Here is a 15119-nt window from a genome sequence, read left to right on the forward strand (position 1 = left end):
CTATGAACAGAAGAGAAGCATTAAAAAACATAGGATTATCAGCTGGATATATCGCTGCTACTCCTGCAATATTTAGTATTTTACAAAGTTGCCAAAAAGAATATATATTAGACTGGACACCTGAACTTTTATCAATAGATGAAGGGAAAGCTTTGGAGCAAATTGTAGACCTTATCATTCCAGAAACTGATATACCAGGTGCAAAATCATTACATGTACCTATGTTTATTGACAAATTTATCAATAACGGTATTGATAAGGTTGAAGAAGTACAAATGTTCAAATACGGAGCAGGAGTTATTTTAACAGAACTTGGTATCAATGAAGAAAAAGATATTGATGATGTTACTGTAGAGGAATATGATGCATTGCTAAATAAATATCTAAAACTCCCGAAAGAAACACAAAAAAAATATTGGGAAGAGATGTCTGAAGTAAAAACTCCCGAAGATTTAGAAAAAACTTCTCAAGAAGTGATCTCTTTTGTATTTCTTTCTTCTGTAAGAGATATAGCTATTTATGGTTTCAAAACATCAAAAGAAATTGCCGAAAATGTACTTAACTATTTACCGGTTCCCGGAGAGTATGTTGGTTGTGATTCTGTTCAAAACCTAACCGGAGGAAAAGACTGGGCTTTATAAAATTAATCAACAACTAAACTTAAAACAATGCATAAAATCATTTTTAAAGGGCTTATCTGTATACTAATTGTTAGTTCTTGCAAAAAGAAAACATCTGAAAACACAATAATCGTGGAAGAAGAAAATACTATAGAACAACCTGAAGAAACTCAACCTTTTTTTGAATTATCACTGGCACAATGGTCGCTTCATAAAGAAATACAATCTGGTAAATTAGATCCTATAGATTTTGCTAAAAAAGCAAAAGAACTAGGGTTTACAGGTGTAGAATATGTAAGTCAACTATATAGTTATAAAGATGCTAAAAATCCTGATAAAGCATTACAACAACTTTTAGAAACTTTAAAATCTAAAAGCAACGAACATAACGTCCAGAATTTATTAATCATGGTAGATGGAGAAGGAGATTTGGCTGTTATTGATGAAAAAGAAAGAAATCAAACTGTAGAAAATCATAAAAAATGGGTAGATGCAGCGCAGTTTTTAGGTTGTCACTCTATACGTGTTAACTTATTCGGAACAAATGATCCAGAAAAATGGGTAGCGGTTGCAACTGATGGACTTAGCAAATTATCCGAATATGCCGCTACCAAAAGTATTAATGTAATTGTAGAAAATCATGGGTACTTATCTTCTGATGCGGCCTTGCTTGCAAAAGTAATGCAAAATGTAAATAAGCCTAATTGTGGCACACTCCCTGATTTTGGCAACTTCTGTTTAGAACGCGAAGATGGTGAACGATGGGGTACTAAATGTGTCAAAGAATACCCAAAATATAAGGGAATACAAGAACTGATGCCATTTGCTAAAGGCGTGAGCGCTAAATCTTATGATTTTGATACAGAAGGAAACGAAACTACTATTGATTATAAAAAGATGTTAGAAATTGTAAAAGCATCTGGATATCAAGGTTATATTGGAGTAGAATACGAAGGAGAACGACTAGGCGAAATCGAAGGTATTATAGCAACAAGAGATTTATTGATCAACCTTTCTAAACAACTAAACTAACCAACTATTTATTATGAAGAAATTCATTCAGTTTCAGTTGTCCTTAATGATGTTCTTAGAATTCTTTATTTGGGGTGGCTGGTTTGTAACTATGGGGATTTACCTGCCAAATTCTTTAAAAACTAGTGGTGGAGAAATTGCCATGGCCTACTCTACTCAATCTTGGGGAGCAATTATAGCTCCTTTTATCATTGGTCTTATCGCCGATAGGTTTTTTAATGCAGAACGTATCTTAGGAATACTGCATCTTATCGGAGCTTTACTAATGTATCAAATGGCAAATGCGACTGATTTTTCAGCCTTCTATCCTTTTGTTTTAGGGTATATGATTACCTATATGCCAACATTAGCATTAGTGAATTCTGTTTCTTTTAATCAGATGAATGATCCTGCAAAACAGTTCTCTTTTGTAAGAGTATTTGGAACTATCGGATGGATAGCTGCGGGATTAGTAATTAGTTATGCTTTTCATTGGGATTCTGAAGAAGGAGTCGCTAATGGAATGTTGAAAAACACTTTTTTAATGACAGCTATAGCTTCAGCGGTCTTAGGGATATTTAGTTTTACCTTACCAAAAACACCTCCTAAAGTAAATAAAGATCAAAAAGTAACTATATCAGATATTTTAGGATTAGATGCAATAAGGCTTTTAAAAGATAGAAACTTTTTAATGTTTTTCTTGGCTTCCATATTAATATGTATTCCACTTGCCTTTTATTATCAGCACGCCGGACAGTTTTTAGGTGAAATCGGTGTCGCCAATCCTGCAGCAAAAATGACAATTGGCCAAATATCTGAAGTAGCTTTTATGTTACTCCTACCCTTTTTCTTTAAAAAATTCGGGTTTAAAAAAACGATATTAGTTGGAATGCTTGCCTGGGCAGCTAGATATCTTCTATTTGCTTATGGTAATTCGGGAGAACTTATCTTTATGCTTATCGTTGGGATTGCATTGCACGGTATCTGTTATGATTTCTTTTTTGTTTCTGGTCAGATCTATACCGATTCTAAAGCTGGAGAAAAGTTCAAAAGTGCAGCACAAGGTCTGATTACTTTAGCTACCTATGGATTAGGAATGCTGGTAGGGTTTTATGTTGCTGGAAAAATAACAGACTTAAACCTAGTATCTGAAGGACAACATAATTGGAATAACATTTGGGTATTCCCAGCTATTTTTGCAGCTGCTGTAATGATATTATTTGCTATCTTCTTCAAAAATGAAAAAATAGAATATAAAGAAAGTTAATTATGTCCACACTTAAAATGGGAATGGTCGGTGGCGGTACAGGTTCTTTCATAGGAGATGTACACCGTAAAGCTGCCAGTATAGACGGAATGATTAAATTAGTTTGTGGAGCATTTTCTTCTAGTAAAGAAAAAAGTCTTGCTTCGGGAAAAGAACTAAACATACCGGATAGCAGAGTATATGGAAGTTTTGAAGAAATGATTGTCGAAGAAGCTAAACTTCCTGAAAATGAACGTATGGATTTTGTAGCCATTGTTACTCCCAATCATATGCACTTTCCTCCAACAAAAATGGCTTTAGAACATGGGTTTCATGTGATTTGTGACAAACCTCTTTCATTAACATTAGATGAAGCTATTGAATTAGAAAAAGTAGTTGCTTCTTCAGGGAAAGTATTTGCATTGACTCACAATTATACAGGGTATCCTATGGTAAAACAGGCAAAAGCTATGATTGCCAAAGGTGACTTAGGGAGCATTAGAAAAATCAACGTACACTATCTACAAGGTTGGCTTGCTACTGCAGTAGAAAAAACCGGTCAAAAACAAGCTACCTGGAGAGTAGATCCCAAACGTTCTGGAATTGGTGGAGCTTTGGGAGATATTGGTACTCACGCCGAAAATCTTGTTGAGTATATTACAGGAATCCAAATAGATACTATAGCAGCTGATCTTACAGCTTTTGGAGATGGACGTAGCCTTGATGATGACGGCAATATTTTACTTCGTTTTGAAAATGGAGCTAAAGGGATTATGTCATTTTCACAAATAGCAACAGGAGAAGAAAATAATCTCGGTGTAAAAATCTATGGTACCAAAGGCAGTGTAGAGTGGTATCAAGAAAATCCAAATCAACTTATTGTAAAATGGTTGGATCAACCTAAACAAATATATACACCAGGAGGAAATGGAACCTACCCTGAATCATCAGAATACGTGAGAATTCCAGCAGGACATCCCGAAGGGTATTTAGAAGGTTTTGCAACCATTTATAGAAGTTTTGCTCAGGAATTAATACACGTAAAAAATGAGAATGTTATTTCTATAAATCCTGATTTCCCTACGGTAGCTGATGGCGTGCGTGGAATGAAATTTATTTATGCAGCTGTAGAAAGTAGTAAAAACAACTCGAACTGGACTAAAATATAAAAGTGATGAGTATTGGAAAGGTGAATATTGGAGTTCTGATATATATTAGAATTAAAAATAACACTTAATAATTCCACTGCTAAAATCTCAAAAAACATTTGAATACATGAAAACTATAAAAGGACCGGCAGTATTTCTTGCGCAGTTCATTGATGATAATGAACCTTTTAATTCACTAGATGGATTATGTAAGTGGGCATCAGACCTCGGCTACAAAGGAATTCAAATTCCAACTTGGGAAACAAAACTAATCGACTTGGATAAAGCTGCAGAAAGCGAAACCTATTGTGATGAACTCAAAGGTAAAGTTGCCGATTATGGTCTGGAAATAACAGAATTAGCATCACATTTGCAAGGGCAATTAGTAGCAGTACATCCTGCTTATGATTTAATGTTTGATAATTTTGCTCCCGATGAATGTAAAAACAATCCTAAAAAGAGAACAGAATGGGCTGTTAATCAAGTAAAAAACGCGGCAACCGCTAGTAATCGACTAGGAATCAAAGCACACGGTACATTTTCTGGAGCTTTATTGTGGCATACCATGCATCCATGGCCACAACGTCCTGCAGGATTAGTCGAAATGGGGTTTGAGGAATTAGCAAAACGATGGTTACCTATTCTTAATCATTTTGACGAACAAGGTGTAGATGTTTGTTATGAAATTCACCCCGGTGAAGATCTACATGATGGTATTACATTTGAAAGGTTTCTTGAAGCAACAGGAAATCATAAAAGAGTTAATATCTTATATGATCCAAGTCATTTCGTATTGCAGCAATTAGATTATCTAGAATACATAGATCATTATCATGAGTTCATCAAAGCTTTTCATGTAAAAGACTCTGAATTTAATCCAACAGGAAAAAAAGGAGTTTTTGGTGGATATAGTGACTGGGTAGATCGCGCGGGACGTTATCGTTCTCTAGGAGATGGGCAAATCGATTTTAAATCGATTTTCTCTAAACTCACACAATACGGATGTGATGTTTGGGCTGTAATGGAATGGGAATGTTGTATTAAATCTCCTGAACAAGGTGCCAAAGAAGGTGCTTCTTTCATCCAAAAGCATATTATAGAAGCCACAGAAAAAGCTTTCGATGATTTTGCAGGAGCAGAAATTGACAAAGAACAGCTAAAAAGAATACTCGGATTATAACCAACAAAACACCACAATGAAAAAAATAATATATCTATTTCTTACGATAAGTATAATCTTTTCTTGCAATGAGCAAAAAAAAGAAATGAATGATACACCTCCTCTTAATACTATAAAAGAAAAACCAGTCCCAACACCCGAAAAAGTAATTACAGATCCTAAGGAAACTGAAGTTTGGAACCCAGAACCTAAAGTAATTTCTTTTAATGATGGGAATGTGCCTTCGGATGCTATCCAACTTTTTAATGGAAATGACTTAGAACAATGGATCTCAACCAAAGATTCTACAGCAGCTGCTTGGACTATCAATCCTGATAAAACCATGACGGTAAAACCTGGCACAGGTGATATCCAGACTAAAAATGTTTTTGGAAGTGTGCAATTACACCTAGAATGGAAAGCTCCAGACGTAGTTAAAGGAGAAGGACAAGGGAGAGGAAATAGCGGGGTTTTCTTTCAGAATAAATATGAGGTACAAATTCTTGATAGTTATCAAAATAGGACATATGCTAACGGCCAAGCTACTTCTGTTTACAAACAACATATACCACTAGTAAACGCAACCAAACCTAATAATGAATGGCAGACCTACGACATCATATTTCATCAACCAAAATTTGCTGATGGTAAGAAAGTAAAATCAGGATCATTTACAGTAATCCATAATGGTGTTCTAGTACAAGATCATGTAGAAATTTTAGGTAGCACAGAATACATTGGTCCTCCTAAAAATGAACCACATGGGAAAGGACCGATAAAACTACAAGACCATAGTAATCCAGTAAATTACAGGAACATCTGGATTAGAAAATTAAATTAATTATTGATTTTTTATAAAACCCTCAACCTCTTTATCAGAAAAAACAGGATTTGCACCTTCGCTACCTGCTACCATAGCTCCAATAGCACAGGCATAATCTATAGATAACTGAGGTTCATTCCCTTGTAGTAACTTAGAAATTAATGTTGCTAAAAAAGAATCTCCTGCCCCAACCGTATCCACTACTTTAATCGTATATCCAGTATTATGATAAAAAGATTTATTATGATATAAAGTAGCTCCTTTTCCTCCTTTAGTAATACAAATCTGAGAAGTGTTAGAATATGCAGAAATAGCCTTTATTTGATCCTCAAGGGTGATTTTATTTATCTCAAAATGATTGCAAACTTCATCAAGTTCTTCGTCGTTTAACTTAATAAAATCAGCTCTTTTCATTAACTCAGAAAGTAATTGAGCATCATAATGAGGAGGCCGAAGATTAACATCTAAAATTTTAAACTTAGCTTTATTTAGTAGTTCGAATAAGGTATTTCTTGAAACATCATTTCTAGCTGCTAGACTACCAAAAATAAATGCATCAGAAATAAGCACCTCTTCATTAGCTTGTTTAATGTTTTCTATAAAATCCCAAGCAACAGGACGACTGATCTCATAAGAAGCGGTTCCTTCATCATCTAAAGTAACCAAGACCTCACCTGTATGATGATTATGATCCTTTTGGATGGTTTCTAAAGACAATCCTTGTTTGTCTATATATTGTATAATATCATGTCCTAAATCATCAACGCCAACTTTGGTAATAATAGACGCATCAATACCCATAGTTTTTAATCGTAAAGCAACATTAAGTGGTGCACCTCCTATTTTTTTGTGACGCGGAAATATATCCCAAAGTACTTCTCCGAAACAACCTATTTTCATGATTTATAAATTTTATCTAAGATATCAATTATTACACGTTTAGCACAAAAAAACAATCCTCAACGGTTAACTACTCCGTTGAGGATCTAGGTTGAAGCCTAAAAAATTAAACTAACTCAACTTACACTCAATTAACAGCTTCAACTTCTCTTACATATTTTAATATTTCCTTTTTATAGATTTCAGACGATATACAAAAAGTTTTATATGACAGACTGAAATAATGTTTTTTTTCTAAACTAATTTCAATTTTTCTTTAATCTCATCTAAACACAGCTTATTAATGCTGCCTATATGACTATGCTTAGTATTCTTTTCTGGTTTATAATTTCCGTCTTCGATATCCAATCCAATTTTCACATACGCATCTCTAAAAGACATTCCTTTCATTACTAATTCATTTAAAGTATCTACACTAAATAAATAATCATATTTATTATCATCCAATATGTTTTCATTGACCGTCACATTTTTTAACGCGTAAATTGCCATTTCTAAACACGCTTTTAAATCCTGAATAGCCGGTACAATTCCTTCTTTTAGTAATTGTAAATCTCTATGATATCCACTTGGTAAGTTATTAGTCAACAAACTCAATTCATAAGGCAATGCCTGAATTTTATTACATTTCCCTCTGATCAATTCAAATACATCAGGATTCTTTTTATGAGGCATAATACTAGAACCCGTAGTCAACTCTGATGGTATACTCATAAAGTCAAAATTCTGACTCATATATAAACAGACATCCATAGCTAGTTTAGAAAGTGTTCCCGCCACACTACTCATAGCAAAAGCGGTAGATTTTTCGGATTTACCTCTACTCATTTGTGCAGCTACCACGTTATATTTTAACGTTTCGAAACCTAATTCTTTCGTAGTAAATTCTCGATCAATGGGAAATGAACTTCCATATCCAGCAGCACTACCTAATGGATTTTGATCTACAACTTTTAATGCTGCATTCACAAAATATAAATCATCCACAAAACTCTCTGCATATGCCGAAAACCATAAGCCAAATGAGGATGGCATTGCAATCTGAAGATGTGTATATCCTGGCAGTAGAACTTCTCTATATTTTTCTGCAGAACTTAATAAGTTTTCTGATAATTCTTTGACCTGAGATTTTATCTGTAATAATTCATTTTTTAGATACATATGCATCGCTACCAAAACTTGATCATTTCTAGATCTAGCGGTATGAATTTTCTTTCCAGCATCACCGATTTTTTTTGTGAGTTCGAATTCAATTTTAGAATGTACATCTTCAAATTGATCTTCTATTACAAAAGTTCCTTCTTCAACCTGCTTTGCCAATACATTTAGCTCTCTTTCAATTGCGGAAATATCCTGATCAGAAAGTAACTTAATCTTATGCAGCATCTTAGCGTGTGCTAATGTCGCTTGTACATCATATTTAGCAATTACCAAATCAAGTTGTCTGTCATTACCGACAGTAAACATATCTATTTTTTGGTCAGTTGGTAATCCTTTATCCCAAAGTTTCATACTATTCCTTCTAAAATTTTAATATATAGCGCTACACCTTCTTTAATTTCATCCACATAAATAAATTCATTAGCAGAATGAGATCTTGTAGAATCTCCTGGTCCCAATTTTAAAGATGGACAACTTAATACAGATTGATCCGAAAGTGTAGGTGAACCATAAGTAGTCCTTCCTAAATTGATTCCAGATTTCACAATAGCGTGATCCTTTGGTATCGATGAAGATCCTAAATGTAATGATCTTGGTTTTACCTCAACATTCTTAGGCATAGCATCTTTTACTATTTCTAAAACTTCTTCATTTTTATATGCATCATTTACTCTAATGTCGATTACCAGATTGCAATGAGAAGGAACTACATTATGTTGATTTCCTGCATTTATCTGGGTGACCGTCATTTTCACATCTCCTAAAGTTTCAGAACTTTTTTTGAATTTATAATTCTTAAACCATTCAATTACTTTCAGCGTATTATAGATCGCATTATCATCATTAGGATGTGCCGCGTGACTGGCAGTTCCTTTTACGGAAACATCTAAGACCAACAAGCCTTTTTCTGCAATTGCCAATTGCATCAATGTTGGTTCACCAACAATCGCAAATTCAACATTTTTTAGATATTTTAAAATACTTTTTAATCCTAAAGGTCCACTACTCTCCTCTTCTGCTGAAGCTGCTATTACGAAATTATACTTCAAATTATCTCTATTGTAGAAATAGGTAAATGTGGTAATTAATGAGACTAAACATCCTCCAGCATCATTGCTTCCTAATCCATATAGTTTTTCATCTTCTACAAATGCTTTAAAAGGGTCATTGGTATAATTACCATTAGGTTTTACAGTGTCATGATGAGAGTTTAATAAAATCGTTGGCTTCGTTTCATCAAAATATTTATTGTAGGCCCAAATATTATTATTCTCTCTTTCGAAAGGAATATTATATTGAAAAAACCAATCCTCTATCAACTTAGCCGTTCCCTCTTCTTCTGAAGAAAAAGATTGGGTTTCGATCAATTTATGTAAAAGCTCAATGCTTTTGTTTGTTAATTCTTGTATCATTATTATAGACTCAAAGTAGTGTGCTTTATAGTATTATCTTTTATAAAATCTGCATTAGCAATATGTACTTTGCTTACATCTTTCTGTAATGCATCAAAACAGTTTTTCAATTTTGGCAGCATTCCGTCTGAAATTGCTTCAGCATCTCTTAATTCTGTATATTTTTCTAAATCAATATATTCAATTACAGAATCTTTATCTTCTATGTTTTCTAAAACTCCTTTTAGCTCGAAACAATAAAAAAGCGAAACATCATAATGTATTCCCATTGCCGATGCTATTTCTGAAGCAATAGTATCCGCATTGGTATTAAATAATTGTCCATTACCGTCATGAGTAACAGCGCAGAATATGGGTGTTATCTGCATGTCTAAAAAACTTCTGATAATATTTCCGTTTACTGTAGTTACATCTCCAACATATCCATAATCAACGAACTGTGCTGGTCTTTTATCAGCAACTATAACATTAGCATCTGCTCCTGTTAATCCCAAAGCATTGCAATTATATCTCTGTAAACCAGAAACAATAGTCTTATTTAATAAACCAGCATATGTCATTACTACAATCTCCAAATTCTCTGCTGAAGTAATTCTTCTTCCGTCTATCATTTCGGTTTTTACTCCTAATTTTGAAGCTAGCTTAGTCGCTGATTTCCCTCCTCCGTGGATTAGAATTTTTGGGTCGTCAATTTTAGCAAAATCTTTTAGAAATGAATCTAAGGCTCTTTCATCTTCAATGATGTTACCTCCTATTTTTGCTACTAATAACTTTTGTTTTTTCATCCCTTAGTTTTTTCCAAAATTTTCTTTAGAACCAATTGAGCGGCATACGTTCTGTTATTAGCCTGTTCTATTACAATCGAATTGTCACTATCTATCACCGCATCATCTACAACCACATTTCTTCTGACTGGCAAACAGTGCATAAATTTTGCATTGTTTGTTAGCTTCATTTTTTCTTCTGTTATTTTCCAACTTTCTTCTTGAGATGTTTTTCCATAGTGTGTGTAGGAACTCCAGTTTTTCACGTAAATGAAGTCTGCATCTTTAAACGCCTTTTCTTGATTGTACTCAATGGGCACCTCATTAGTAATATGACTGGCTAACTCAAATCCCACTGGATGGGTAATTACAAAATCTGCTTCCATTCGCTTTGTCATTTCTACAAAAGAATTAGCAACTGCCTGCGGTAAGGCTTTAGGATGCGGCGCCCATGATAGTACAATCTTTGGTTTGTTATGTATTGGTTTATACTCGGTTATGGTTATTGCGTCTGTAAGTGCCTGCAATGGATGTCCTATAGCACTTTCCATATTAACTACAGGGATTGTAGCATATTTGATAAAACTTTTTAGGACGTTCTCACTGTAATCGTCTTCTCTATTTTCTAGTTTTGCAAAAGCTCTAATCGCTAGCACATCACAATATTGCGAAACTACCTGCGCTGCTTCTTTTACATGCTCTGAATTACCTTGATTCATTACTGTTCCATCGCCATACTCCAATGACCAACCTTCTCCTGTAAAATTCATTACGATTACATTCATTCCTAGATTCAAAGCAGCCTTCTGCGTACTTAGTCGTGTACGTAAACTAGGATTAAAAAATAATAAGCCTATTGTTTTATCTGTACCTAAAGTCTTATTAGACAAAGGATTTTGTTTCATTTCAATCGCTTCATTCACCCATGTATCAAGTGAATCGATATCTTTTATCGAAAAGTAATTATTCATTATATACTGCTTTAACTATTTTGGTAAAAGAAATTTTCTCATCAATTACATCTACCATAAAATTATCTTCTAAACCATTTACGATCCATGTATCTATACCTTCATTTTGAGTAATACCTGCGGCTTGTACTTTGGATTGCATTCCTCCAGTACCATGTGTAGATATAGAAGAAACAATTTCGTTTGTTAATGATTCTATATCAAATACTTCATCGATCGTTACATAGGTTTTATTTTCTACAGATTCTTTAGTGCAAATACCATTTGTATTTGTTGCTATCACCAATAAATCTGCTTCTAACAAACAAGCCGTCAATGCTGCTAACTTATCATTGTCTCCAAATTGAATTTCATCAGTAGCAACGGTATCATTTTCATTAATGATGGGGATGTAATTATTAGCCACTAATACATTTATTGTATTTACTATATTCTCTTTAGATTGTTCTCTTTCAAAATCAGAGTAAGACAGTAAACATTGGGATGTTAGTAATCCCAAATCTCTAAAACTCTCCTGAAAAATTCGCATTAAATGAGGTTGTCCTATAGATGCTAATGCTTGCTTTACATTAATTTCTTTGCCATTACTTTCTAAGTTTACAAATTGCTTAGCCACAGCAATCGCACCCGAACTAACAAGCACAAATTCATATGCATCTTGTAAGGCGACAATTTGTTTACCAATATCTTCTATCTTACCTCTAGATATATGATCTGTTTCTTTGGTTAAGACATTAGACCCTATCTTCAATACTATTCTCTTCTTATCTGATCTGCCCATTTCCATGTATATACCATTTATTTGTAACCAAATGTTGTAAGCCAATTGGCCCCCTTTGGTGCAACTTATCCGTACTTATCGCTAACTCTCCTCCTAAACCTAATTGAAAACCATCTGTAAATCTAGTGGAGGCATTATGATATACTGCTGCGCAATCTACGTTTGCCATAAAAACCTCAGCTTCTTTTTGATTTCTAGTAATGATGGCCGCAGAATGTCCACCACTATATTTATTGATCTTCGAAATTGCTTCTGGAGCGTTTTCTGTTTCTCCAATAACAATTTTATAATCTAAAAATTCTTCTTGCCATATATTATCATCAGAAATTGGATTTACATCTACATATTTCGACAATGACGGATCACCTATTATTTCTACATTAAAATTTTTAAGCGTTGTGATGAGGTTTCTTATAAAATCTTCCTTATTAGGAAGATTTTTATCTATTAAAACCTTATCCACAGCATTACAAGCAGAAATTTTATCTGTCTTTCCATTAATAATATTATCCAAAGCCAATGCTCTATCAGCCTCATTATGAACGTAGACAAAGTTATTACCTCTTCCACTGACGATCACAGGACACGTAGCATGTTCTTTTACAAATGCTATCAGTTTTTCTCCTCCTCTAGGAACAATTAAATCCACATTTTGAGTTGGTTTTTCTAAGAATGCTTGGGTTTCTGATCTATTATAATTGAGATACTCTACCCAATCGGTTGAAATATTATTGTCAAACAAAGCTTGATGCCATAGTTTTACAATTCCCAGATTAGAATATAAAGACTCTTTTCCTCCTTTTAACAAAATTTTATTTCCCGATTTAAATGCAATTCCTGCTGCTTCTATAGTTACATCCGGTCTAGATTCATAGATAATTAACACTGTCCCAAACGGAGCAGTTTTATTAAATACCTGCATACCATTATCATGAGTAAATCGAAAACGTTCCACTCCTATTGGATCTTCTTGATTGCTTAATTGTGTAAGTGCCGCAATCATAGTCTCGATTTTACTTTCATCTACTTCTAATCGATCCCGCATTGCCAAATCATCTCCTGTATAGGATGCAAGATCTTTTAAGTTTGCTTTAAGTATACTGTCTCTATGTTCATCTACCAGTACAGCCATCTTTCGTAACACTGAGTTTTTCTGTGATATATCTAATGTAATACTCATATTTATATCTTTTTTGGTACTAAAACTTTTTGCAATGCCTTAATGAACTGATCTATTTCAGATTTACCTATTGTTAAAGGCGGAAGTATCCGTAGTAACTTTTTGTTCATTGCACCTCCAGTAAAAATATGCTCATCATAAATTAGTTTTTTTCGAAGATCACTAACTTCAAAATCAAATTCTAACCCTAGCATCAATCCCTTTCCTTTCACTTTCTTTACTCCAGGAAGTCGAATCGCTTCAGACATAAAATAATCTCCTGTTAGTTTTGCATTATCAATCAAATTCTCCATTTCTAATATTTCCAAAACTGATAAAGCTGCAACACAAGCTAAGTGATTTCCTCCAAAGGTTGTACCCAGCATTCCATAACTAGGTTCGATGTGCGGTGCAATCATAATGCCTCCAATTGGGAAACCATTACCCATTCCTTTAGCAATAGAAATAATATCTGGTGTAATCCCGTGATATTGATGTGCAAAAAACTTCCCAGTTCTACCAAATCCGGCCTGTATCTCATCCAAAATTAATACTACACTATTTTCTTTGCATAATTTTTCTAATCTCTTAAAAAACTCGGTTGTTCCTTCATCTAAACCTCCAACTCCTTGAATTGGTTCAATAATTACAGCACATACATCTCCTTTTTTTAATTCTTTTTGGACTAAATCTAAATTATTTAATGGCAAAAAGGTGACATTTTGTTGCATATTCAAGGGTGAATTAATCTTAGTATTATCTGTAGCTGCAACCGCCGCAGAGGTTCTACCATGGAAGGCATTCTCAAATGAAATAACCCTAGATTTACCCGTATAAAAAGAGGCTAGTTTTAAAGCATTTTCATTTGCTTCTGCTCCAGAATTACATAAGAATAACTGGTATTCATTGTACCCAGACATTTTGCCTAATTTATCTGCTAACTCGGATTGTAAACTATTCTGAACGGCATTAGAATAAAACCCTATTTTTTCTATTTGTTCTTTTACTTTTTTTACATAATGTGGATGTCCATGACCTACAGATATTACAGCATGGCCTCCATATAAATCTAAATATTCAGTTCCATCTTTATCTACCACAATACTATCATAGGCATTAACAGGCTCTACATCGTATAAAGGATATACATCGAATAGTTTCATAGATTTTTATTTAATTGTATTAATTTTTTCATAAGAAGCCATTACTCCTTTTATAACTGAGGAACTTAATCCTTGATGCTCCATTTCATTTAATCCTTCGATCGTGCATCCTTGAGGTGTAGTTACTTTATCAATTTCACGCTCTGGATGTGTTCCATTTTCTGCTACAAGTGTTGCTGCTCCTATAGCAGTTTGTACTGCTATAATCTGAGCTTCATGCGGATGAAACCCCATTTGGATTCCTCCTTGTATCATAGCTCTAAGAAACCTTAAAAAGAATGCTATTCCACTAGCTCCCAAAACAGTAGCTGCCTGCATTAATCTTTCTTCAATCACTAAAGTTTCTCCAATAGTATCGAACATTTTTTCTACTATAGACAGTTCCTCCTTAACATCATCATTAGCTGCAATACAAGTCATAGATAATTTTTTTGCAGCTCCGGTATTAGGCATTACACGTACTACTTTATTATTAGGAACTACCTCATTAATTTCTGCGATAGAAGTTCCTGTAACCGTAGAGATTAATATTTGATCGTTAGTCACTACATCTTTAATCTCTTGCAGAACCGCGTCCAACTGCCTAGGTTGCACACAAAGAATTACCCATTTCACATCTTTTATGGATGTTATAATATCTTGGGAAGTAGATACTCCCAAATTCTGTTCTACTTCTTTTAAATTATATTTAGATTTATCTACTACAGTAATATTTTCTGCTTCAAATAGATCACTATCAGCCAATCCAGATATTATGGATTTCCCTAAGTTACCTCCTCCTATGATTGTAATTTTGTTCAT

Annotated in this window: 15 protein-coding genes; 6 read left to right on the forward strand and 9 right to left on the reverse strand. The window is 33.9% G+C overall.

Features of this window, described 5'->3' with window-relative positions; genetic code table 11:
* The first annotated feature begins 2 nt into the window (after positions 1-2).
* From Q0921_RS10290 to Q0921_RS10315, 6 genes are all read left to right on the forward strand, one after another.
* On the forward strand, positions 3-641 hold the full coding sequence (locus Q0921_RS10290) for a gluconate 2-dehydrogenase subunit 3 family protein (RefSeq protein WP_299256443.1): 639 nt from the start codon (positions 3-5) through the stop codon (positions 639-641).
* A gap of 27 nt (positions 642-668) precedes the next feature.
* Positions 669-1652 carry a sugar phosphate isomerase/epimerase gene (locus Q0921_RS10295; protein WP_299256444.1) on the forward strand — a complete coding sequence of 328 codons (984 nt, stop codon included), beginning with the start codon at positions 669-671 and terminating at the stop codon, positions 1650-1652.
* Positions 1653-1665: 13 nt separating this feature from the next.
* On the forward strand, positions 1666-2898 hold the full coding sequence (locus Q0921_RS10300) for a nucleoside permease (protein ID WP_299256445.1): 1233 nt from the start codon (positions 1666-1668) through the stop codon (positions 2896-2898).
* 2 nt (positions 2899-2900) lie between these two features.
* A complete protein-coding gene (locus Q0921_RS10305; RefSeq protein ID WP_299256447.1) occupies positions 2901-4046 on the forward strand; it encodes a Gfo/Idh/MocA family oxidoreductase in 1146 nt (381 codons plus the stop codon).
* 106 nt (positions 4047-4152) lie between these two features.
* Positions 4153-5205, forward strand: a complete 1053-nt coding sequence (locus tag Q0921_RS10310) for a sugar phosphate isomerase/epimerase (RefSeq protein ID WP_299256449.1) — start codon at positions 4153-4155, stop codon at positions 5203-5205.
* Between the two features lie 16 nt (positions 5206-5221).
* Entirely contained in the window at positions 5222-6025 is an 804-nt protein-coding gene (locus tag Q0921_RS10315; protein ID WP_299256451.1) for a DUF1080 domain-containing protein, read from the forward strand.
* Here Q0921_RS10315 and Q0921_RS10320 read toward each other — a convergent pair whose 3' ends face one another.
* From Q0921_RS10320 to proC, 9 genes are all read right to left on the reverse strand, one after another.
* On the reverse strand, positions 6026-6907 hold the full coding sequence (locus tag Q0921_RS10320; RefSeq protein ID WP_367183338.1) for a carbohydrate kinase: 882 nt from the start codon (positions 6905-6907) through the stop codon (positions 6026-6028).
* A 234-nt stretch (positions 6908-7141) separates the two neighbouring features.
* Complete coding sequence (argH, locus tag Q0921_RS10325; protein WP_299256453.1) at positions 7142-8419, reverse strand: argininosuccinate lyase; 1278 nt, start codon at positions 8417-8419, stop codon at positions 7142-7144.
* Positions 8416-9480, reverse strand: coding sequence for a M20 family metallo-hydrolase (locus Q0921_RS10330; RefSeq protein WP_299256455.1), 1065 nt, complete (start codon positions 9478-9480; stop codon positions 8416-8418). Before Q0921_RS10330 ends, argH begins: the two co-directional genes overlap by 4 nt.
* 2 nt (positions 9481-9482) lie before the next feature.
* On the reverse strand, positions 9483-10265 hold the full coding sequence (gene argB, locus Q0921_RS10335; RefSeq protein ID WP_299256457.1) for an acetylglutamate kinase: 783 nt from the start codon (positions 10263-10265) through the stop codon (positions 9483-9485).
* Complete coding sequence (locus Q0921_RS10340) at positions 10262-11215, reverse strand: N-acetylornithine carbamoyltransferase (RefSeq protein ID WP_299256459.1); 954 nt, start codon at positions 11213-11215, stop codon at positions 10262-10264. Before Q0921_RS10340 ends, argB begins: the two co-directional genes overlap by 4 nt.
* Positions 11208-12002 carry a glutamate 5-kinase gene (proB, locus tag Q0921_RS10345; RefSeq protein ID WP_299256461.1) on the reverse strand — a complete coding sequence of 265 codons (795 nt, stop codon included), beginning with the start codon at positions 12000-12002 and terminating at the stop codon, positions 11208-11210. The genes Q0921_RS10340 and proB overlap by 8 nt, the downstream gene beginning before the upstream one ends.
* Positions 11980-13176, reverse strand: coding sequence for a glutamate-5-semialdehyde dehydrogenase (locus Q0921_RS10350; RefSeq protein ID WP_299256463.1), 1197 nt, complete (start codon positions 13174-13176; stop codon positions 11980-11982). Before Q0921_RS10350 ends, proB begins: the two co-directional genes overlap by 23 nt.
* Positions 13177-13178: 2 nt before the next feature.
* Positions 13179-14318 (reverse strand): aminotransferase class III-fold pyridoxal phosphate-dependent enzyme, encoded by a 1140-nt coding sequence (locus Q0921_RS10355; RefSeq protein ID WP_299256465.1) that lies wholly within the window; start codon positions 14316-14318, stop codon positions 13179-13181.
* 6 nt (positions 14319-14324) lie between these two features.
* Entirely contained in the window at positions 14325-15119 is a 795-nt protein-coding gene (gene proC, locus Q0921_RS10360) for a pyrroline-5-carboxylate reductase (RefSeq protein ID WP_299256467.1), read from the reverse strand.

Origin of the sequence: uncultured Aquimarina sp. (assembly GCF_947496855.1) — a bacterium.
Classification (GTDB): Bacteria; Bacteroidota; Bacteroidia; order Flavobacteriales; family Flavobacteriaceae; genus Aquimarina.